Genomic DNA, 20,414 nt, shown 5'->3' with positions numbered 1-20,414 from the left:
GGAGGCATGGATTGCTTCGTCGCTTTGCTCCCTTGCACAACGCTTCGCGTTTGTCGCAGGCAATGACGGATGAGAGAGCGTGCGCACCAACGGCAAGAACTACGGTGGCGGCGGTTTGGCCATCGGCTTGCGCTGCGCCAGTGCTGCCACCGTCGATGTCCCGATCGGTCCCTGCTCGTCATAGAGCCAGCATTCGCCGATCGCGACACCGTCGGTGGCGTGGTGGTTCACCACCTCGAAGCCGACCCACGGCGTCACGGGAAGGCGGTGCAGGTAGAGCGTGACGTCGCTGTTGATGTAGCCCAACCCCTGGTCGCCGGCATTGGCGAAGGGGCTGGCGAAATCGGCGCCGGTCGCAACATGGACGAAGGGCGACATCGGTATGCCCTCGACCAGTTCGCGCACCTCGCTCATCCAGAGACGCCGCGGCCCGAGCGAACCCATGTGGCCGACGATCGGTCGCGTGGTCCATTTGCCGTTCATGCCGAGGCGAGGATCGGTGGGCTTTGGAATGTCCGCGGGCTTCGGCGCGTCCCAGTTCGGCGGCGACCAGACATTGCCCGGCGCATTTTCCGTCTTGCGCAATAGCTGGCAGGAGGCGCGCGCCATGCTGATGCCGCCGGAAAAGAACTCGGCCTCCACCACCCTGATGCGCAGGCCGTCGCGGATCTGCTTGCTCCTGACCTCGATCGGCGTCGTGATGTTCGGCAGGCGAAACATGTCGACGGTGAGCCGCGCCGGCACGAAATCGTCGGAGCCGTGGCGCTGCTCGATCACATGCGCCAGCAGGCCGATGACGACGCGGCCGTGCAGCGAATTGGGGTCCCACGGGCCGTTCGAAACCGGCGTGGGCATGAAGGTATCGCTGGCGCGGTCGTGGGTGAAAAAGGGCTGATTTTTTGTCATGGCCGGTGACCATGACGGATTTCATTCCGTGAAATCAAGAGGGTCAAGCAGCGGTGGCGAGGCGCCACTCGGCCCGAACGTCCTCATTCGTCTCGGCGCCAAGCGCCTTCGCGGCCAGCGCGTTGAATCTCTCGCGGTTCACCAACTGCGACAATGCCCACACCGCCGCGCCGCGGACCAGCGGGCTTGCGTCATCAAGCAATAGTTCGGCCTCCGCCGCCAGCGACGGATCCTCCGCGTTGCCGATCGCGATCAGCACATTGCGAATGAAGCGGTCGCGGCCGATGCGCTTGACCGGCGATTTCGAAAACAGCGCGCGAAACGCGGTGTCGTCGAGCCGCGCGAGGTCGGAAAGCTGTGGCGCGCGCAGTTCAGCGCGGGCGGCGAGCTTCGCTTCGCGGCCCTCTTGCGCGAACTTGTTCCACGGGCACACCGCGAGACAATCGTCGCAGCCATAGATGCGGTTGCCGATGGCCTTGCGAAATTCGTGCGGGATCGGGCCCTTGTTCTCGATGGTGAGATAGGAAATGCAACGCCGCGCATCAAGCTTGTAGGGCGCCGGGAAAGCCGCGGTCGGGCAGATCTCCTGGCAGGCATTGCAGGAGCCGCAATGATCGGTGTCGGCGCTATCGCGCGGCAGCCCGGATGCGGTGAAGATCGCGCCGAGAAACAGCCATGAGCCGAATTCGCGCGAGACCAGGTTGGTGTGCTTGCCCTGCCAGCCAATTCCCGCCGCCTGTGCCAGCGGCTTTTCCATCACGGCCGCGGTATCGATGAACACCTTCACTTCGTCGCCGGAGGCCGCGACCAGCCACCGCGCCAGCGCCTTCAGCCGCTTCTTGATGACGTCGTGATAGTCGTCGCCCTGCGCGTAGGCCGAGATCGCCCCGCTGGTGCGCTGGGCAAGAAGCGCGAGCGGATCTTCGGTGGGTCCGTAATTGACGCCGAGCATGATGATCGAGCGGACGCCCGGCCACAGCACGCGCGGGTCCATTCGCCGTTCGGGGCGCGCCGCGAGCCAGTCCATGTCGCCATGGCCGCCGGCGGCGAGGAATTCGCGGAAATATTTTCCGGCCTGGCTAATCGCATCGGGATCGGTGACGCCGATGCAGTCGAAGCCGAGGGACTGCGCTTCGCGGGCGAGCGCGTCTTTCAGATCGGCTGGCGAGAGCTTCGAATTCAGAAGTCGAGGTCCACGTAGGTTCGCGACGCCGGCACGCCCGCCAGCCATTCGCTCAGCAGCGGGCGGAACGACGGGCGGGATTTGACCCGCGCGTACCACGCCTTTGCCGCGTCGTCCTCGCTCCATGGCACATCGCCCAGATAATCGATCGCCGAAAGATGCGCCGCGGCGGCGAGGTCCGCGTAGCTCAGGCGGTCGCCGGCGAGGAAATTCCGCGTCTGCGCCAGCCAGCCGATATAGGCCAGATGATAGCGCACATTGACCTTGGCCGCGCGGATTACGTCGGTGGACGGCGCCCCGCCGCCATTCTCCTCGCTCATGAAGCGCTTGTAGATACGCTCGGTCACCAGCGGGTTGGAGGCCTCCTCGAAGAATTTCTCGTTGAACCACGCCATCAGCCGGCGCACCTCGACACGCTCGCCCATCGAGGCCGGCAACAGCCGCCGGTCGCCGGCTTCCAGCCCGTGCGTCTCGTCGAGATATTCGGCGATGATGCCGGCGCCGGGGATCGGCGGAAAGCCGTCGGCCATCAACACCGGCGTGGTGCCGGCAGGATTGAGCGCAAGAAAACCNCTCGCGCCGCTCCCATGCCCGCTCTTCCACCAGGCGCAGGTCGAGGCCGTGTNTCGCCGAGCACCAGGCGAATGAAGCGCGAATGCGGGCAGAACGGGTGGTGATAGAGCGTGTACATGAAATCCTTGGGGTAAAATCGCGCCTTAAGGAACCCTCAAACCGCGTCGTGCGAATCGGGACACTAGCCAAGCAGGCGCATCAGGCAACCTATGTTTGGCGTTTTTTTGCGATTGCGGCATGGGGAGGAATAGGCGAGAAGAACGCGCTTTTTCCAGCCAGAATGGACCACACCATGATGTCGGATGCAGTGAAGGCGGTGATTCTCGGCATCATCGAGGGTATCACGGAATTTCTTCCCGTCTCCTCGACGGGACATATGCTGCTTGCGCAACGCTTCTTCGGCCTCGGCGAGGGCGCCTTCTGGCAGAGTTTTGTGATCCTGATTCAGCTCGGCGCCATCCTTGCCATCGTCATGCTGTATTTCGGCAAGCTGTGGCGCGTCGCGCTCGGGATGTTCACCAATCCCGACGACCGCCGCTTCGTGATCGGCGTGCTGGTGGCGTTCCTGCCGGCCGTAGTCATCGGCCTGATCGGCGGCAAATACATCAAGGAGCTGCTGTTCAATCCGTGGGTGGTGTGTTTCACGCTGATCGTCGGCGGCGCGATCCTGCTGTGGGTCGATCAGCTCGAGCTGAAGCCGACCGAGGATGACGCCACGCGGTATCCGCTCATGATGTATCTGTGGATCGGCGTCGCGCAGTGCGTGGCGATGATTCCCGGCGTGTCGCGCTCCGGCGCCAGCATCGTCGCCGCGATGCTGCTCGGCGGCGACAAGCGGTCGGCGGCGGAGTTCTCGTTCTTTCTGGCGATCCCGACCATGATCGGCGCGTTCGCCTATGATTTCTACAAGAACCGCGCCGAGATGACGATCGATCACGTCGGAGTCCTCGCGATCGGGTTCGTGGTCTCCTTCATCACGGCGGCGATCGTGGTGAAGAGCTTCCTCACCTACGTCACCCGCCACGGCTTCACGTTTTTCGCATGGTGGCGCGTCGTCGCCGGCACGGCGGGCCTGATCGCGCTGGCGCTGGGAAGGTAGGGTTCGTCAGGTGTCAGACCTCATCCTGAGGAGCCGCGAAGCGGCATCTCGAAGGATGAATGGCACCAGCGGGGCCTCGTGGTTCGCCCGGCGATGCACAGCATCGTCCGGAGACGGCGCTACGCGCCTCCTCACCATGAGGGTTCAAGAGGTCGATACCGCTTGGGAGCCTTACGCGCTCCTGCGCTGAAACTGCCCGGCGGAACGGAAGCGCCACAGATATTGCGGGGCGACCGCCTCCAGCGAATCGGGGGTGATGCCGAGCCCCTCCAGCGTGAGCCCCGCGGCCTTGGCGGCATCAGACACCACATTGTCCGACTGCAGCAGCATCACCTGGTCCGGCGTCAGCTTCAGCGGGCCCGGCGCGAACTGCAGGAACATCGCCTGCATCTTCGCCAGTCCCCACGGCAGCGACAGCAGCATGCGCTTGCGCTCGGTGATCTTCAGAATCACTTCCATGATCTCGCGCATGGTCAGCACTTCCGGGCCGCCGAGCTCGTATGTTGCGCCCGCCTTGGTCTTGCCGTCGACGGCATTGGCCACCGCGGCCGCAACGTCGGCGACATAGGCCGGCTGCATCCGGGTTTCGCCGCCGCCGATCAGCGGCAGGAACGGCGAGATCCGGGCCAGCGAAGCAAAGCGGTTGGTGAACTGATCCTCGGGCCCGAACAGGAGCGACGGCCGCAGGATGGCGACCGAGGGCACCGCCGCCAGCACGGCCTTCTCGCCGGCCGCCTTGGCGCGGCTGTAGGCCGAGGGGGAGTTTTCGTCGGCGCCGATCGCGGAGACGTGCACCATTCGGGCGCCAGCGGCCGCGGCGGTCTTCGCGACCGTTTCGGCTCCCTTGGCCTGGACGGCGTCAAAGGTCTGCGCACCGCTCTCGGCCAGGACGCCAACCAGGTTAATGGCGACCGCCGAATCGCGCATCGCCGCCTCCACCGAGGCCGGATAGCGGAGATTGGCCTGCACGGCGTGGATCTGGCCGACCCGGCCGAGCGGCTGCAAGTGCCCGGCCAGTTCCGGCCGCCGCACCGCCACCCTGATCCGGTATTCGCGCTTGGCCAGCGCGCGGACCACGTTTCGCCCGAGAAACCCCGATCCGCCAAAGACCGTAACAAGCGTTTCCAGGTTCGATGTCATCGGGTCAATTCCTGCCGGTCAAATTCGAACGATATCGGTGGGATTTAGCGGATTCGCGATACGCCAACGCGCCCCCGCTGTACAGCGTATTCGGGCAGCGATGAAGCGATTTGACAAGCGCGTGACCGTTCCTTACTAACCCGCCCGGGCCCAGGTGGCGGAATTGGTAGACGCGCTGGCTTCAGGTGCCAGTGGCTTCACGGCCGTGAAGGTTCGAGTCCTTTCCTGGGCACCATTGCCCTTGCCCATGATTCTCTGAATGCGGCCTGGGTGGTCCGCTGACCGGTGCACGAAACCGGTCACAGCGCGATGAATGCCCGCCGAGCCATGACTGCGGCGAGCAGGCTATCGACCCTGCTTCTTTTTGCTTCGCGGTTTGCTTCTTAGCCGGAGGGCGCTCAATGGTCGGCCGGCGGATGGCGGCGCAGGCTGCGGATCAGGTGTGTAACCATTGAAGTCCGCCAGGCAATTATCAACGCCTTCGGCATTTCTGTGCATCAGCAGGCCATTTTGAGCGAACACCAATCGTCCATTCTGATCACGCCCCGACCATTCCGAGCCTTCAACTTCTTCGGATGAGACATGGTGAGGTACATCGCCAAAAATGATGGAAATCCCGGCACCGGGATGATCGGGGTGCGCGCTCATACACCCCCTGATGATGGCGCTGCGATTATCTGTGAAACGACCGCCTCCTCCATACGTTGTTCCCTGGGGCCATAGCCCTATAGCGGTCAGCCAGGGCGTGCGACTGATCGCTGTCCAGGCATCAGTATAACTTGCTTGCACGCGACTCCCCTGATGCACGGAGTACAAGAGCAGCTCTCCATCCGGCGACAAGTCGCATTTCTCGGGATAAATGCGCCCCTTGAACCAGGCTCCCCTGAAAAAGGTATCATTCCGAGTGTTCCAGCGAATGACGTGATACCAAATTGTCGGTCCGCGCCTGAAAATCACGGCTTCATGCGCGCTCTTCGCAAAGATGACGAATAGTCTGGGCGGAATCGGCGATGGAGGCATTTATAGCTACCGGCTTTTTCAGCTTGTCGGGCGCGAGTCGCCAACGTTCGGGTCGACGATATCGCCTTTTTCGCCTGGCTTCATTCTTCGAACCTGCAACGGGCGGCGGCCGATTCGCCGCCATTCGAAACGGAAGAAACTCCTCGCCCGGCGGAAGATTGGCAGAGATATCGAGAAGGCTCGGATGATCCAGTCAGGGGCCTGCAGATAGCGCAGCGCTTCAACTGCGCCCTCCGCGTGAGCCTTTTCAAAGTGAGCATCGCTGAACTGCTCTGGATTGGCCGGATACCACTCCAAACATCGTGCAATGCCCTCCTGCAGTTCGGCGCTGTCGGGCAAGCAAGCGGCAAAGGCTAGCTCTCGGCGGAAGCAGATGGTCTCGATTCTCGTGCGCCGCTGTTCCTCGTATTCGATCCCGCATCGTTCGAGCCTTGCGTGCGTGGCTTCATGCACGATCGTTGATGCGATCTGCTCGACCGTCGTGGCCGGGTCGGCCACATATCGCTCGTCGAGGACGCAGGCCCTGAGTGAATGGTTGTATTCGCCAAGGCTGTGCGGCAGCAGGCGCACCCAAACGCGTTCAAGCTCGCGGGTGATGCGTGCGTAGTCCAGGGGACTATGCTGCTTGACGAGCTGCAACGCGCCTTCGACGCGCGTCAAGTGCTCAGGCCTGTCACGCCAGCATCCGATCCAGATTCCGTCAAGGTGCCGACCAATGGACCTCGCCAGTTGAATTCTATCGACGAGGCGAGGGCGAGCCCCTGAGGCGGCCTATGGTGTTTCTTGCTCATCGGGATGAATCAGAACCGGCCGCGATCCGGGGCGGGCACGCCATGAAGCCTCTCGCGCTGGGCTTCGAGCCAGACCAGGCGTTTCATCGCCAACTTCTTGAGCGAGACGGAGAGTTTCAAATGCGATGTCCTGAGTTCGGCGTGGCCGATCCAGCCGTTCAGCTCCTGCAAGCTCAGCTTCGCTGCATCTGCCTCAGTCTCTGGTGATCGCGATCGTTCGCCCATTTTGCGGACCTCAGGCGTCACTGCTTAGATAGATGGAGATGCCGATCTCCATCCCTGCCTCACCCGCTGCGGCAGTCAGTTGTGCAGGAATTACCAGGGACCTCATAACGGCCGATGAAGGAAATGCCACCGCAATGTCCATCTGCGGGGATTCAATGAGGTTTTCCGAGACCAGCCGCTGTAGGCGAGCGCCGATCGACTGAACGCAATCGAGAGCGGCAGCCCATCGGTCCTGATCATCTGGAATGTCGATCTGGGCATACGCAGAGACGCGATCCGTTGGCTGCTCGTAACGGTCCAGAGGCAGCCCCAACGCTGTCTCCAAGTCAGGCCGCAATAAGGTGACCCCCGATATCCGGATCACGATCGCAAGGGGCTGCCGATTGACCATTCTGCAAAGCGTTCGTTACTGATCAGCGCGGCGCGAAAATCCGAGCTCGGTCAATTGCCTGACCAGCGACCCGCCTGCAAAACCCCGATAGATTTCCAGCCGATCGTCGTGCGAGAGGAACAGAAGCTGCCGGCCGGGCCTCGCCGCCACCAAAGCGTCCCAGCCAAGCTCAAGCGCAAACTCGATCGTTCTGGAAAACTGATCGACATCGCACGGTTCGAACCGATGGCCAGGCGCTTCATACAGTCGGCGCTCCTCGTTATTTGCGGTTCGCCACCTTCTGTAGCGTTTCCACCTCTCGTCGGTCGCGGAGTGCTCGTCCCATCCGTCGCCGCTGACGCAGAACGAGAAAAGCACCGTAGCCTCGGAAAAGCTCCCGGCCGATTGCACGATAGAATCGGCGGCGCGGCGGTAATCGCGGCCGCCACTCTCGTAATAGAGGACGAATTTCGGACCAGCGTGTTCGGCGATTTCACGACGAAGTTTCCTGTCCAACAAGCTCGCTTCGTCTCGATCCAGGAACTTCATTATTGCTTCACGCCTCGGGCCGTTGCGACGCGATCTGCACAAGCGGTGCGAGACGGTCAGCTATCTTTCGAAGCGTATTCGCGCTGCTGCTCATCAAGGCGAGATAGCTGAGTGAGTGTTCGTAATATGTGCGGATCGTCTCGTCGCCGAACTAAGCGTGCCTTCCACGAAGTCCTCATGATCCTCGTAGGCGGGCAACTTGATACAAGCTGGAGCCTCCCGGCTCAGGACGTCGGCGATGCTGGCCAACATTTGTCGAAATGGGGTCGCGTAGTCGAAGGGCTCGCCCGTCCGAAGGATGAGATGCCATCCGTCGCGTTGATCGGGTTCAATAGTTGGTCTGCAACGGACCGCGATCATTGTGCGGATTCCGCCATGCGCTGGCCCCGAATACCGAGACGACGCATCAGCAACGTGAGCAAGATGGCCGGCAAATAGATGACAACAATCAAGAAAACGTTTTCCTCCAACCACCCAGCATCGGGCAGATTGCTGTCCAGGCATCGAGCAAGTCGCGATTGCGCCGGCAGGGCGCAACGCGCAGCCATTAGTCCTCCCGCGGACGTGAGCAGGACTGCGAGCGGCCAAAGGAAAACTTTGGCCATGCGTGACGCGCTCGCATCCGTCGACAGGAAAGCCAGTAGCGCTACCCCGAGCCCACCGAACAGCAGACCAGTTAAAACGAAAACGACGCGCTCGAACAAATCGTCCTGTCTCAAGGAAGCGGTCAGACGGCGGAAGAACCGTTTCATGAGGTAGATGCTCCGCCACGAGTGGGAGACCGCCCATTTCTGGCCTACAACCTGCGTGGGCCTCCAGGGATATGGAATAACCTCTAAGCGAGCAGGCGCTACGGTCTGCTTAAGAGCCTAATTCAAACTGTAGTGATCGGTCGGTGCTGTTCGTGCAGACCGCCACCAGCAGGCCCTCTTGCGCAACGAACTCAGGGATTTTCCGACGGCTTCGGCCGGCCGCTCGCGGCGAACGCCGCCTCGATGCGCACATAGCCTTCGCTGGCAGCAGGCATCCGCGGATCGAGCCCGCGCGCTACTCGGAAATCGTCGAGCGCTTCGGTCAGCCGGCCAAGCTTCTCCTGGCTTTGCGCACGCTCGACATAGAGGCCCGCCTGCATCGGCGCGTTGCGGATCGCGAGCGTGAAGTCGTCGAGCGCCTTGTCGTGCGCGCCACGCTCGCGAAACATGCCGCCGCGCTGCACATAGGGGCCGACCATGCGCGGGTCGAGGCGGATCGCCTCGCTGAAATCCCTGGTGGCGCCATCGAGGTCGCCGGCGGCGCGCCGCAGGATGCCGCGGGCCTCATAGGCCTCGGCATGTCCGGGATCGAGGCGGATCGCCTCGTCGAAATCGGCCGCCGCGCGCTCACGCTGGCCGGCGGCGAGCGCAATCGTGCCGCGCGTGACGCGCGCCTCGGCCGATTTCGGATCGAGCCGCACGCCTTCCTCGGCTTCGGCGAGCGGCTCGCCGTGCGCTTTCATCAAGGCGAGCGCGGTGGCGCGGCGGCTGTGCGCGACGGCCAGGCCAGGCTCGAGCTTGATCGCCTGATCGAGGTCGGCGAGCGCGCGCTCGGCGTTGCCGCCTTTGCGCAGCAGGCTGTCGGCCCGCTCGACATAGAACACGGCGAAGTAGGGCTGGATCGCGATCGCTGCAGTGGCGTCGGCAATGGCGCGGTCGTAGTCGCGCTTGCGGCGGTGGCTCGCCGCCCGCGCAACCTTGTAGAACGGATCGCCCGGATCCATCGCGATCGCCTGGTTGAGATCCCTGAGCGCGCTCTCGTCGTCCCCCTTTGCCTGATGGGCCTTGCCGCGCGCGGCGTAGTGACTTGCACGCCGCGCGTCGCGGAGGATCAGTTCGCTCAGGTCGGCGATGGCGAGATCGTGTTTGCCTAGTTTCTGGTAGGCGGCGGCCCGTTCGAGCAAAGGCTGCGTCTCACGCGGTTCGAGCCGGATCACCTCGCCAAAATCGACGATCGCGGAATCGAGTTCGCCCTGGGCTGCGAGCTGGCGCCCGCGGGCCATGTAAACCTTGGCGAGGTCGTGGGTCTTGAATTGCTGGCCGAGCGGAAGGATTTTTGTGATGAGGATGACGCGCGAGCAGGCGCTGATGGCCTTGGGGCCGCCGTCACGGGCCGTGCAGGCCGCGAAGTCGTCCGATGGCGAGCAGGCGGCGAGGCCGAGGGCAAGCACGAGCAGCAATATGACGTTGCGAACCATAGCCCCCCACCTCGATACCAAATCGCCAAGGATTTGGTCGCTGTGGAGGTGCATCGGGTTCGGGGTCGCCGGGCTACTCCGCGGGCGAACTTCTTTTGAAGCGCGAGCGAGCCCGCGACCGCCGTGACGCGATAGACCTGCCGGCTATGCCGCCGGATCAGGATCGTGCTCCGACGTGTGTCCGTCCGGGCCACGGCTGAACACGCCATAATCGCTGGATTTCATCCCGTTGCCGTCGGCCGTCGCAACCGTCAGCCCCAGCTTCAACAGCTCGCGCACCGCAGCAGCGCGCGTCGGCATGCGATGCCTGAAGCGGAAATCATCGATCACGGTCAGTTCCTCGGGGGAGAGCATCACCTGGAGCCGTTCACCGCGGGTATCAGCCATGGCAAGAGGTCCTGATTGAGGAAGTTGAGCAGGGTTGTCCAATTGAGCCGCTTACTCAACGCACGCCGTTGCGGCTGGTTCCATCAAACCAGATTCCGACGTCAAGTTGGCTAAATACATCAGCAAAAACAATATTTTAGTTGTTGATCTACGGTTAGCCCGGGCGCATGATCTGGCCGTTGGAGTACGGCCATGACAGAGCACATCAAGCTGCCGCGTAAGCTGTCCGAAGAGCAGGAATGTCCGCCGCCGCGACGACCGAGCCACGCCAGGGTCATCGAGAATCTTGACCGCTGGGCCAATAGTCCGGAGCTGCAGCCGCCGACATTGTCCGACGAGAAGGCCGCTCGTCCGAATGCTCCAAAATAAGGCCGGCCACGCCGTCGCGACCGCGTCGCGGCAAGGCCGGGGAATGCACGTCGCGCGTGCAAAAATCCTGGCGAAGCCGCAAATTCCCACCCTATAAGCCATGCCCGGTGGCTCGCGTCCCGCGGCTCCCGGCGCTAGTGTTTCCGTCGATTTGACCAGAGACACGAGGCTTTCCTTCATGACCATCCGCCTGCATCGCGGCGATCTGCCCGATTTGTCCCGCTACAAGGATTCGGTGGCGATCGATACCGAGACCATGGGGCTCAACCCGCATCGCGACCGGCTCTGCGTGGTGCAGATGTCGAACGGCGACGGCAGCGCCGATGTCATCCAGATCCCGCAAGGCCACACCGATGCGCCGAACCTGAAGGCGCTGCTGGCCAATCCAGCCATCACGAAAATCTTTCACTTCGCGCGCTTCGATGTCGCGGTGCTCTACAACACCTTTGGCGTGATGCCGCAGCCGGTCTACTGCACCAAGATCGCCTCGCGGCTGACCCGCACCTATACCGACCGCCACGGCCTGAAGGATCTGGTGCGCGAACTGCTCAACATCGACCTCTCGAAACAGCAACAGTCGAGCGACTGGGGCTCGGCGAGCCTCAGCGAGGCGCAGCTTGCTTACGCCGCCTCCGACGTGCTGCATCTCCACGCCTTGCGCGAGCGGCTCGATGCCGTGCTGGCGCGCGAGGGGCGCACCGCCATGGCGCAGGCCTGTTTCGACTTCCTGCCGACCCGGGCCAGGCTCGATCTCGGCGGCTGGGAGGCCGAGGACATCTTCGCGCATTCGTGACCGGGACCATTTGAAGCGCCGCGGAGCCCCGTTCCGCCCCGTTTCGGTCACACTCATAGCGCGTGTCCAGGCTGCATAATCCCGCGATAGCGGGTAGAATGACGCCCTCTGAGCGTCTCTGGAGCCGCGGTGAATTCGATACAGAACCCAGCTTACGACCCCGGACTGGAGGTCCGCTTCAAAGCGGCCGCCCGTCACAGCCGGATGGTGCGGATGCTGCGGGTTGCGGTTCCGGCAGCCGTGGTACTGGCGCTCGCCAGTATCGTCCTGATCCAGGTCTTCTTGAACCCGTTCAAGACGGTGCTGAACCTGCCCGTCGACATCAGCAATCTCGTGGTGTCAGGCACCAAGATCACGATGGAAACGCCGCACCTCGCCGGCTTCTCCACCGATCAGCGCCCTTACGAATTGTGGGCCAAGGCCGCGATCCAGGATCTGACCAACCCCGATCACGTCGAGCTCCAGACGCTGCGGGCCAAGGTCATGATGGAGGACAAGAGCTCGGTGACGATGGATGCGCGCACCGGCTTCTTCGACAGCAAGCAGCAGATGCTCGACCTGCGCAAGGATATCTTCCTGCAATCCTCCACCGGCTATGAGGCGAAGCTGTCGCAAGCCTACGTCGACATCAACAAGGGTTCGGTGACGTCGGACGAGCCGGTCGACGTCAAGCTGCTCAACGGCACGCTGCGCGCCGACCGGCTGAGGATCATCAATAGCGGCGAGGTGGTGCGCTTCGAAGGCAATGTCGTGATGAACCTGATCATGGAAAGTCCTCCGGCGCCCGAGCCTGAGCCGGAGCCTGCGCCGCCGCCGAAGACGCGGTCCGTCACCGGCAAGTCCGCCAACACGAAATGAAGTTCATGATGAAGTCTTCTTCGCGCAGTTTTGCGGCAGCAGCACTTGCGCTCGCCTTGGCCGCCTCCGGTAACGCCTTCGCGCAAGGCGCGATGTCGGGCGTGCCGAATGCGATGCAGGGCTTTTCGCAAAACCGCGATCAGCCGATCCAGATCGAGGCGGCGTCGCTCGAAATGCGCGACAAGAAAAAGGAGGCGACCTTCTCTGGCAACGTGAAGGTCGTGCAGGGCGACACCACCATGACCTCGAAGTCGCTGGTGGTGTTTTACGACTCCGGCTCGGATCAGGCCGCGCCGCAGCCTGCCGCGCCGAAGGGATCGAAATCCGGATCGATGCAGTCCGCGACCCCCGGACCCGGCGGCAGTTCGTCGATCCGCCGGCTCGAAGCCAAGGGCTCGGTCGTGGTGACGCAGAAGGACCAGGTCGTGACCGGCGAGACCGCAATCTTCGATACGCGGGCCAACCTCATCACCATGGTCGGTGGCGTCGTGCTCACCCAGTGCAAGAACGTGCTCCGGGGCGACCGCCTCAAGGTCGACATGACCACCGGCGTGTCGCGGGTCGAATCCGACAGCGGCAAGGTGCAGGGCATGTTCATCCAGGGCGAGAATTGCGGGTCCGGGTCGGGCGGCTCCAAACCGGCTGCCGCTCCCGTGCAGATACCGTCGCTGATCCCCGGTAAAAAATAAGCTAGATCAGTGCTTTAAAGATTCTTATGGGCGCGCATGGTTGAAGCTTGAGGTGCGAGCCTGTATCTACAGGGCAGGGCGCACAGCGGGGTGTTTCGCTGGGCAGGGGACATCCATTCATTCATGGTTCGCGGGCGTAGCGATTCGCCGGCGGGCGCGTCGCGGGATCACCGTGAAAGGCTTAAGCGAAGCGGGATGGTGGATTTACTCGGCATGTTCCGTCGACGCCCCGCGAAACGCGGTGTACCGGGGTTTGCGCGTTCGCGCGAGGACATCACGGCGCTCGGCGATTCCTTCGGTGACATGATGGCGAGCCCGGTGCGCGATGCGCCGCCGATGGCGCGTGCCGCCTCGCTGCCCTTGCCGCAGTCCGAGCCCGACGTCGAACCGCCGCGCGAAGAGCGGCCACGTTCGCGGGGCCCGGCGCCGCGGCCCAAGGCCAAGGCCAATGGCGGCGAAGCGCCGCATCTGATCAAGCGACCCGGCTTTCTCGCCGTGCATAGCGTGGAAAAAAGTTTCGGCACGCGCCAAGTGGTACGCGGCGTCAGCATCTATGTCCGCCGCGGCGAGGCGGTCGGCCTGCTCGGTCCGAACGGCGCCGGCAAGACCACGGTGTTCTACATGATCACCGGTCTGATCAAGGCGGATCGCGGCGCCATCGAGCTCGACGGCCACGACGTGACCAAGCTGCCGATGTATCAGCGCGCGCGGCTCGGCATCGGCTATCTGCCGCAGGAAGCCTCGATCTTCCGCGGCCTGACCGTGGAGCAGAACATCCGCGCCGTGCTCGAAGTGGTCGAGCCCAGCCGCAAGAAGCGCGAGCGCGAGCTCGACGCGTTGCTCGACGAATTCAACGTCACGCGCCTGCGCAAATCGCCCTCGATCGCGCTGTCCGGTGGTGAGCGCCGCCGCGTCGAAATTGCGCGCGCGCTGGCGACACGTCCGAACTACATGCTGCTCGACGAGCCCTTTGCCGGCATCGATCCGATCGCGGTCGGCGACATTCAGGACCTGGTCCGCCATCTCACCAACCGTGGCATCGGCGTCCTGATCACCGACCACAATGTGCGCGAAACGCTCGGCCTGACCGACCGCGCCTATATCGTCTACGCTGGGCAGATCCTGACCGAAGGCAGCCCGGAAGAAATCGTCAACGATCCGGATGTACGCCGCCTTTACCTTGGCGAGGAATTCCGATTGTAGTGCGCGTTACGCGGACGGTTGGTGCTAAGGTTTTGCGTTTATTCAGAAAACCGTAGGACGCCAGGGCCCGAAATCGGCCTTCGCTGGTGCCGGTCGCGCCATAGCCCGTTTTTTGCATCCGTCAAGACGTGTACAAGGGCTTTGGACTAATATAAGCAAGAATCGGACCAACTTTCAGTGGATCGGTTCTTGTTCTCATGGCGCTGACGCAGAGATTAGAGTTCCGCCAGTCGCAGTCGCTGGTGATGACGCCGCAATTGATGCAGGCGATCAAGCTGCTGCAATTGTCGAATCTCGACCTCTCGGCCTTCGTCGAAGAGGAGCTGGAGCGCAATCCGCTGCTGGAGCGTGCCAGCGACGGCCCCGAGCCCCCGGTCGCTGGCGAGCCGGCCGCCGAGGGGGCCGAGTTTTCGGATTCCGGCAGCTTTGGCGATGAAGGCGGCAGCGATGCCTCCGAGATGGCCGCAGGCGGGGGCGGGGAGGCCTTCGAGCCCGGCCAGGAGGACTGGCTGAACCGCGACCTCGGCAGCCGCGCCGAGATCGAGCAGACGCTCGACACCCCCCTCGACAACGTCTTTTCCGAGGAGCCCGCAGAAGCTGCCGCGCGCGCCGCGCAGGATGCCGCGCCCACCGCCTATACCGAATGGGGCGGCGGCGCCTCCAACGATGACGACTACAATCTCGAAGCCTTCGTCGCCGCCGAGGTGACGCTCGGCAGCCACCTCGCCGAGCAGCTTGCCGTGGCGTTCAGCGCGCCGGCGCAGCGCATGATCGGACAATACCTGATCGACCTGGTCGACGACGCGGGCTACCTGCCGCCGGATCTGGGGCAGGCCGCCGAGCGCCTGGGCGCCGCCCAGGCCGACGTCGATGCCGTGCTCACCGTGCTGCAGAAGTTCGATCCGCCAGGCGTCTGCGCGCGGAATTTGAGCGAGTGCCTTGCAATCCAGCTCCGCGAACTCAACCGCTACGACCCCGCGATGCAGGCGCTGGTGGAAAATCTCGACCTGCTCGCGCGGCGCGACATTGCCGCCTTGCGCAAATTGTGCGGCGTCGACGACGAAGACATCACCGACATGATCGGTGAAATCCGCCGCCTCGATCCCAAGCCCGGCCTGAAGTTCGGCTCGGCGCGCACGCAAACCATGGTGCCCGACGTCTATGTGCGGCCCGGCCCCGACGGCGGCTGGCATGTCGAGCTCAACAGCGACACCTTGCCGCGCGTGCTGGTCAATCAGGTCTATTACACCGAGCTGTCGAAGACGATCCGCAAGGACGGCGACAAATCCTATTTCACCGATTGCCTGCAGAACGCGACCTGGCTGGTTCGCGCGCTCGATCAGCGCGCCCGCACCATCCTGAAGGTTGCGACCGAAATCGTGCGCCAGCAGGACGGCTTCTTCACCCATGGCGTCGCGCATCTGCGGCCGCTGAATCTGAAGGCGGTGGCGGACGCGATCCAGATGCACGAATCGACGGTGTCGCGGGTCACCGCCAACAAATATATGGCGACCAATCGCGGCAGCTTTGAGCTAAAATATTTCTTCACCGCCTCGATTGCGTCGGCCGACGGTGGCGAGGCGCATTCGGCGGAGGCGGTCCGTCACCACATCAAGCAATTGATCGACGCGGAAGCCCCGAGCGCGATCCTCTCCGACGACACGATCGTGGAACGATTGCGCGAATCCGGCATTGATATTGCCCGCCGCACGGTCGCGAAATACCGCGAGGCCATGCGTATTCCTTCCTCGGTCCAGCGCCGCCGGGACAAACAGAGCATGCTCGGTAACGCACTTTCTGCTCCCGCCACCTCCTCCGACCGGTCCCGCGACACGGCGCCAGCCTGATTGCGTTCGCGTCAGATCGCGATAGTCTCAGTTCCCCCAGGAGCCGGTCCGGGAAGACCAGTCGAGCCATCAAGCGAGGCATCAAATGACCCTTCGAATCTCCGGCAAAAGCATCAGCGTCGGCGAGGCGCTTCGTGCGCGCGTCAGCGAGCGGACCGATGAGGTTTTGAGGAAATATTTCGATGGAAACTATTCCGGCCACATTACGCTGAGCAAGGACGGCTTCGGCTTCCGCACCGATTGCGCGCTGCACCTTGATTCGGGGATCACGCTGGAGGCCGATTCCAACGCCACCGACGCCTATGCCAGCGCCGACCAGGCGCTTTTGATGATCGAGAAGCGCCTGCGCCGCTACAAGAGCCGGCTCAAGGACCGCTCGGCCCGCAAGGCCTACGCGGCCTCGGCGGCGCTGGCGGAGATCGACACCCCGGTGCTCGACGCGCCGAGCTACGTGATCGAGGCGCCGGCGGAAGGCGACGAGGAGGTCACCTCCTACAGCCCCGTCATCATTGCCGAGGCGACCACATCGCTGAAGCGGCTTTCGGTCAGCGAGGCGGTCATGGAACTGGACCTGACCGGGGCCTCCTGCATCGTATTCCAGCATGGGTCCAGCGGCCGGGTGAACATCATTTACCGCCGGACGGACGGCAATGTCGGATGGGTCGACCCCCCGGCGGTTACCCCCTGACTTATATGGCCAACCGCATTGACGCCCTGGGGCGCCCTCCCTATGGTCCGCCGCCCTTAACGATGGCAGTGCAGGAACCCGCATCCGGGAGTTGGCACCGGCCAAGCGTTGGAGTAGAAGCCCAGCAAATCGGGACCCGGACTAACCCCGCCTCCCGTCTCATCTTCTTGATCGCCCCGGTTCTAGAACCTATCTGCCAACCTGACGGTTATTCACCTCGGAACGCCCCATGACGATTACCGATCTGGTCGCACCCGAGGCGATTCTCCCCGCGTTGAAGGTCATCAGCAAGAAGCAGGCGCTGCAGGAACTGGCGGCGCGCGCCTCCGCCCTGACCGGCCAGAACGAGCGCGCGGTATTCGAGGTGCTGCTGCAGCGGGAGAAGCTCGGCACCACCGCTGTCGGCTATGGCGTTGCCATTCCGCACGGCAAGCTGCCGAAACTCGAAAAGCTGTTCGGGCTGTTCGCCCGTCTCGAACGCCCGATCGATTTCGAGGCGATGGACGGCCAGCCGGTCGACCTGATCTTCCTGCTGCTGGCCCCGGAAGGCGCCGGCGCCGATCATCTGAAAGCGCTGGCGCGAATCGCCCGGCTGCTGCGTGACGTCGACGTCGCCAAGAAGCTGCGCGCCTCGCGCGACGCCCAGGCGATCTACTCGGTGCTGGCGCTGCCGCCGGCGAGCGCGGCGTAGTTCCGTTCAGGAACGGCGGTTCTCCTGTCGGTAGAGAACGAGTTAAACGCAATTTTAAGCTAAATAGCGGTTATTTCGGGCGCTGGGATTTTTCCATATTGCCCGGAGAACATTGCCATGACGCTGCGGCTGACGATTTCGCGCGCGATATTGATTTTCGGATTGGTCACCGCCTTGGGGCTCGGTGCCGTGATTGCCACCAGTGTTTACGGGCTATCGCAGCTCAAGGTCGGCGGCCCGCTCTACAACCAGATCAAGCTCGGCAACGACCTCATCGCCGACATCCTGCCGCCGCCGGAATATGTCATCGAAGCCTATCTCGAGGCCACCCTCGTGCTGCATGATCCGGCGAAGCTTGCGGCGCATCGTGACCGGCTTGCCCAGCTCAAGAAGGAATATGACGAGCGGCACGCATTCTGGGTGAAGTCCGATCTCGATCCGGTGCTCAAGACCAAGCTGGTCGAAAAATCCGACGGCGAAGTGAAGCGCTTCTGGACTGCGATTGAGCAAGGCCTGTTGCCCGCGCTCGCCAAGGGTGACAGCGCTGCTGCGACAAAATCCTATGCCGAGATCGCCGCGCGTTATGCCGCGCATCGCGCCATCATTGACGACATCGTCAAGCAGACCAACGACCAGAACGCGGCGACGGAAGTCGCGGCAACGGAGCGCGTGAGCACCTTCACACTGGTGCTGTGGGGCGTTTCGGCCGTGGTGTTCCTCATCATCGGCGCCGGCATCTTCGGCGTGGCGTTTGGCGTTATCAGCCCGATCGCGCAAATGACTTCCGTGATGAAGGGCCTGGCCGGCGGTGATCTCGCCGTCTCTGTCCCGGCGCTCAGCCGCGATGACGAAGTGGGTGCCATGGCGCGCGCGGTCCAGGTGTTCAAGGACAACGCGCTGCGCGTTCAGTCGATGGAATCCGAGCAGGCGAACCTGAAACAGAAGGCCGACGGCGAACGCAAGGCCGCGATGCAGCAGATGGCCGACGGCTTCGATGCCGCAATCGGAAAAATCATCCAGACCGTGTCGAGCGCCTCGTCCGAACTGGAATCATCGGCCGGGCAACTGACCAAGACCGCCGAAGTCACCCAGGTGCTTTCGGCTACCGTTGCCTCCGCATCGGAGCAATCCTCGGCCAACGCGCAGTCCGCCGCGGCGGCTGCGGAAGAGATGGCCTCATCGGTGTCGGAGATCAGTCGCCAGGTGCAGGACTCGCACAAGATATCGTGCGAGGCGGTCAGCCAGGTCGAGCAGACCAACGCGCGGATCGCCGACCTCGCCCAGTCCGCCAGCCGGATCGGCGAAGTGGTCAAGATGATCAGCGCGGTCGCCGAGCAGACCAACCTGCTGGCGCTGAACGCCACGATCGAAGCCGCGCGCGCCGGCGAGGCGGGACGCGGATTTGCGGTCGTCGCCTCCGAGGTCAAGGCGTTGGCCGCGCAGACCGCGAAAGCGACCGAGGAAATCTCGGATCAGATCGGCCAGATGCAGTCGGCGACCAACCAGTCGGTGTCGGCGATCCAGGAAATCGGCGGCACGATCGGCCGCATCGCGGAAATCTCGCAGGCGATCGCCGCAGCCGTGGAAGAGCAGGGCGCCACGACGCAGGAAATCTCGCGCAACGTGCAGCAGGCGGCGCAGGGCGCGACCCAGGTCGCGGGCAGCATCACCGACGTCAACCGCGGCGCGACCGACACCGGCACGGCCTCGACGCATGTGCACGGGCTGGCCCGCTCGCTGCTCGGACAGAGCAACCATCTCAAGGGCGAGGTGGAGAAGTTCCTCTCCACCGTTCGCGCGGCGTAAGAGGCGCAAAAAAATACGCGGGCCGGTCCTGAAGGACGCGCCCGCGTATGATAAACTCTCGTTGCGGCCTCAATCGGCCGTCACGTCAGCGTTTCCCGGCGACCGCCGCGCGACTGAAGCAGCGCGTGCTGCTTCAGCGACAGCGGCCAGGCCGCGTCAGTGCACGCTGACGGCCTGAAGCTCGTTGCTCCATGCGTTGGCGATCGCAGCTTCCCGGCTGTCGGTCAGCATGATCGGGGTGCCGTCGGCGGCATGCAGCGCGAACAGTTTCAGTCCTGGCGCGATTTTCGGCGCCTGCGGAAACAGTCCCGGTACGTCCTCGGAACGGACTTGTTTCACGTAGGCGATGTGGCCTTCACCAAGATGGGCCAGTGCCTCGACGGAAACCTTTTCGGATTCGAAGGTCACACTCACGTCACTCATGGTCTCGACTCCTTCTGGGTCTAAGCGGTCGAGTCCGCTACTTGTTCCATTATTCGTGCTCATTGATAGCTATTGTCTTAACGACCCTTTCAGGCTCCGGCCTGGCGAGGTCGATCGACAGCAGCCCGTTTTTCAGATCCGCGCCCAGCACCAGCATCCCCTCCGCCAGCACGAAGGTGCGCTGGAAGTGGCGCGCGGCGATGCCGCGATGGATGTATTGCCGGGCCTTGTCGTCCTGTTGGCGGCCCCGGATCACGAGTTGGTTTTCCTCAGTAGTCACATCGAGTTGGTCGCGGGTAAAACCCGCCACCGCCAGCGTGATGCGCAGGCGCTCGGGCTGGCCGTTGGCACGGTCGCACCGCTCGATGTTGTAGGGAGGATAACCGTCGGCGCCTTTGACGACGCGATCGAGCGCACGCTCGATTTCGTCGAACCCAAGCAGGAACGGACTGGATAACGAAGGAACACGAGACATCACAAAGTCCTCTCGAAGCGACTTTGAGGGGCCCTTGCGGCGCCCCATTCAACCGGCCGGCCGACTTGCCGTCCGGTCAACGAACAATATGGGGGTGAT

23 protein-coding genes, 1 tRNA gene and 1 pseudogene are annotated in these 20,414 nt (G+C 63.3%); 11 read left to right on the top strand and 14 right to left on the bottom strand.

Annotated features, from left to right (window positions below; genetic code table 11):
* Positions 1–99: 99 nt before the first annotated feature.
* The 3 genes and pseudogenes from CQ14_RS34320 to CQ14_RS34310 all read right to left on the bottom strand — a co-directional run.
* On the bottom strand, positions 100–906 hold the full coding sequence (locus tag CQ14_RS34320; RefSeq protein ID WP_057862184.1) for an acyl-CoA thioesterase domain-containing protein: 807 nt from the start codon (positions 904–906) through the stop codon (positions 100–102).
* A 43-nt stretch (positions 907–949) separates the two neighbouring features.
* The gene (queG, locus tag CQ14_RS34315) at positions 950–2,137 is read right to left on the bottom strand and encodes a tRNA epoxyqueuosine(34) reductase QueG (RefSeq protein WP_057862183.1); all 1,188 of its coding nucleotides are present in this window, start codon (positions 2,135–2,137) and stop codon (positions 950–952) included.
* Positions 2,086–2,661: pseudogene (locus CQ14_RS34310) on the bottom strand (glutathione S-transferase family protein); the annotation flags it as partial. The pseudogene CQ14_RS34310 and the gene queG, both read right to left, overlap by 52 nt.
* A gap of 293 nt (positions 2,662–2,954) precedes the next feature.
* Between CQ14_RS34310 and CQ14_RS34305 the strand changes: the two are divergent.
* Entirely contained in the window at positions 2,955–3,761 is an 807-nt protein-coding gene (locus tag CQ14_RS34305) for an undecaprenyl-diphosphate phosphatase (protein ID WP_057862340.1), read from the top strand.
* Between the two features lie 171 nt (positions 3,762–3,932).
* Here the strand turns inward: CQ14_RS34305 and CQ14_RS34300 are convergent, their stop codons facing one another.
* Positions 3,933–4,901, bottom strand: coding sequence for a complex I NDUFA9 subunit family protein (locus CQ14_RS34300; protein WP_057862182.1), 969 nt, complete (start codon positions 4,899–4,901; stop codon positions 3,933–3,935).
* A 148-nt stretch (positions 4,902–5,049) separates the two neighbouring features.
* On the opposite strand from CQ14_RS34300, the gene CQ14_RS34295 reads away from it, so the two are divergent.
* Positions 5,050–5,136 (top strand) — tRNA-Leu (locus tag CQ14_RS34295).
* A 110-nt stretch (positions 5,137–5,246) separates the two neighbouring features.
* Here CQ14_RS34295 and CQ14_RS47260 read toward each other — a convergent pair.
* The 8 genes from CQ14_RS47260 to CQ14_RS34255 all read right to left on the bottom strand — a co-directional run bounded on the left by CQ14_RS47260 (position 5,247) and on the right by CQ14_RS34255 (position 10,473).
* The gene (locus tag CQ14_RS47260) at positions 5,247–5,549 is read right to left on the bottom strand and encodes a hypothetical protein (RefSeq protein ID WP_245320745.1); all 303 of its coding nucleotides are present in this window, start codon (positions 5,547–5,549) and stop codon (positions 5,247–5,249) included.
* Positions 5,550–5,939: 390 nt separating this feature from the next.
* Positions 5,940–6,581: a hypothetical protein gene (locus tag CQ14_RS34290; protein WP_057862181.1), complete on the bottom strand. Its 642-nt coding sequence runs from the start codon at positions 6,579–6,581 to the stop codon at positions 5,940–5,942.
* 140 nt (positions 6,582–6,721) lie between these two features.
* The gene (locus tag CQ14_RS34285; RefSeq protein ID WP_156435762.1) at positions 6,722–6,883 is read right to left on the bottom strand and encodes a hypothetical protein; all 162 of its coding nucleotides are present in this window, start codon (positions 6,881–6,883) and stop codon (positions 6,722–6,724) included.
* 64 nt (positions 6,884–6,947) lie between these two features.
* Positions 6,948–7,250 (bottom strand): hypothetical protein, encoded by a 303-nt coding sequence (locus tag CQ14_RS34280; RefSeq protein ID WP_156435760.1) that lies wholly within the window; start codon positions 7,248–7,250, stop codon positions 6,948–6,950.
* Positions 7,251–7,343: 93 nt separating this feature from the next.
* Positions 7,344–7,826, bottom strand: a complete 483-nt coding sequence (locus tag CQ14_RS34275; RefSeq protein ID WP_156435758.1) for a hypothetical protein — start codon at positions 7,824–7,826, stop codon at positions 7,344–7,346.
* A gap of 386 nt (positions 7,827–8,212) precedes the next feature.
* On the bottom strand, positions 8,213–8,608 hold the full coding sequence (locus CQ14_RS34265; protein ID WP_057862176.1) for a hypothetical protein: 396 nt from the start codon (positions 8,606–8,608) through the stop codon (positions 8,213–8,215).
* Positions 8,609–8,799: 191 nt separating this feature from the next.
* Complete coding sequence (locus tag CQ14_RS34260) at positions 8,800–10,086, bottom strand: tetratricopeptide repeat protein (protein WP_057862175.1); 1,287 nt, start codon at positions 10,084–10,086, stop codon at positions 8,800–8,802.
* Positions 10,087–10,230: 144 nt separating this feature from the next.
* Positions 10,231–10,473 carry a hypothetical protein gene (locus CQ14_RS34255; RefSeq protein ID WP_057862174.1) on the bottom strand — a complete coding sequence of 81 codons (243 nt, stop codon included), beginning with the start codon at positions 10,471–10,473 and terminating at the stop codon, positions 10,231–10,233.
* Between the two features lie 192 nt (positions 10,474–10,665).
* On the opposite strand from CQ14_RS34255, the gene CQ14_RS45015 reads away from it, so the two are divergent.
* From CQ14_RS45015 to CQ14_RS34215, 9 genes are all read left to right on the top strand, one after another.
* On the top strand, positions 10,666–10,842 hold the full coding sequence (locus tag CQ14_RS45015; protein WP_199805690.1) for a hypothetical protein: 177 nt from the start codon (positions 10,666–10,668) through the stop codon (positions 10,840–10,842).
* Positions 10,843–11,020: 178 nt separating this feature from the next.
* Positions 11,021–11,635 carry a ribonuclease D gene (locus CQ14_RS34250; RefSeq protein ID WP_057862173.1) on the top strand — a complete coding sequence of 205 codons (615 nt, stop codon included), beginning with the start codon at positions 11,021–11,023 and terminating at the stop codon, positions 11,633–11,635.
* Between the two features lie 129 nt (positions 11,636–11,764).
* The gene (gene lptC / locus CQ14_RS34245) at positions 11,765–12,493 is read left to right on the top strand and encodes an LPS export ABC transporter periplasmic protein LptC (RefSeq protein ID WP_057862172.1); all 729 of its coding nucleotides are present in this window, start codon (positions 11,765–11,767) and stop codon (positions 12,491–12,493) included.
* A gap of 5 nt (positions 12,494–12,498) precedes the next feature.
* Positions 12,499–13,182 (top strand): LptA/OstA family protein, encoded by a 684-nt coding sequence (locus tag CQ14_RS34240; protein ID WP_199805689.1) that lies wholly within the window; start codon positions 12,499–12,501, stop codon positions 13,180–13,182.
* 195 nt (positions 13,183–13,377) lie between these two features.
* Positions 13,378–14,385: an LPS export ABC transporter ATP-binding protein gene (gene lptB, locus CQ14_RS34235; RefSeq protein ID WP_057862170.1), complete on the top strand. Its 1,008-nt coding sequence runs from the start codon at positions 13,378–13,380 to the stop codon at positions 14,383–14,385.
* Between the two features lie 197 nt (positions 14,386–14,582).
* Positions 14,583–16,232, top strand: coding sequence for an RNA polymerase factor sigma-54 (gene rpoN, locus CQ14_RS34230; protein ID WP_057862169.1), 1,650 nt, complete (start codon positions 14,583–14,585; stop codon positions 16,230–16,232).
* Between the two features lie 85 nt (positions 16,233–16,317).
* On the top strand, positions 16,318–16,920 hold the full coding sequence (gene hpf, locus CQ14_RS34225; protein ID WP_057862168.1) for a ribosome hibernation-promoting factor, HPF/YfiA family: 603 nt from the start codon (positions 16,318–16,320) through the stop codon (positions 16,918–16,920).
* Between the two features lie 229 nt (positions 16,921–17,149).
* Positions 17,150–17,611: a PTS IIA-like nitrogen regulatory protein PtsN gene (ptsN, locus tag CQ14_RS34220; protein ID WP_057862167.1), complete on the top strand. Its 462-nt coding sequence runs from the start codon at positions 17,150–17,152 to the stop codon at positions 17,609–17,611.
* Positions 17,612–17,728: 117 nt separating this feature from the next.
* Positions 17,729–19,417 carry a methyl-accepting chemotaxis protein gene (locus CQ14_RS34215; protein WP_063800460.1) on the top strand — a complete coding sequence of 563 codons (1,689 nt, stop codon included), beginning with the start codon at positions 17,729–17,731 and terminating at the stop codon, positions 19,415–19,417.
* A gap of 156 nt (positions 19,418–19,573) precedes the next feature.
* On the opposite strand, the gene CQ14_RS34210 is transcribed toward CQ14_RS34215, so the two are convergent.
* Positions 19,574–19,840 (bottom strand): BQ00720 family protein, encoded by a 267-nt coding sequence (locus CQ14_RS34210; RefSeq protein ID WP_028347912.1) that lies wholly within the window; start codon positions 19,838–19,840, stop codon positions 19,574–19,576.
* A 49-nt stretch (positions 19,841–19,889) separates the two neighbouring features.
* Positions 19,890–20,315, bottom strand: a complete 426-nt coding sequence (locus tag CQ14_RS34205; RefSeq protein WP_057839164.1) for an Hsp20 family protein — start codon at positions 20,313–20,315, stop codon at positions 19,890–19,892.
* Positions 20,316–20,414: the final 99 nt, after the last annotated feature.

Origin of the sequence: Bradyrhizobium lablabi (assembly GCF_001440475.1) — a bacterium.
Lineage (GTDB): Bacteria > Pseudomonadota > Alphaproteobacteria > Rhizobiales > Xanthobacteraceae > Bradyrhizobium > Bradyrhizobium lablabi.
The sequence above is the reverse complement of the archived record's forward strand: the minus strand, read 5'-3'. Positions and strand labels throughout refer to the sequence as shown.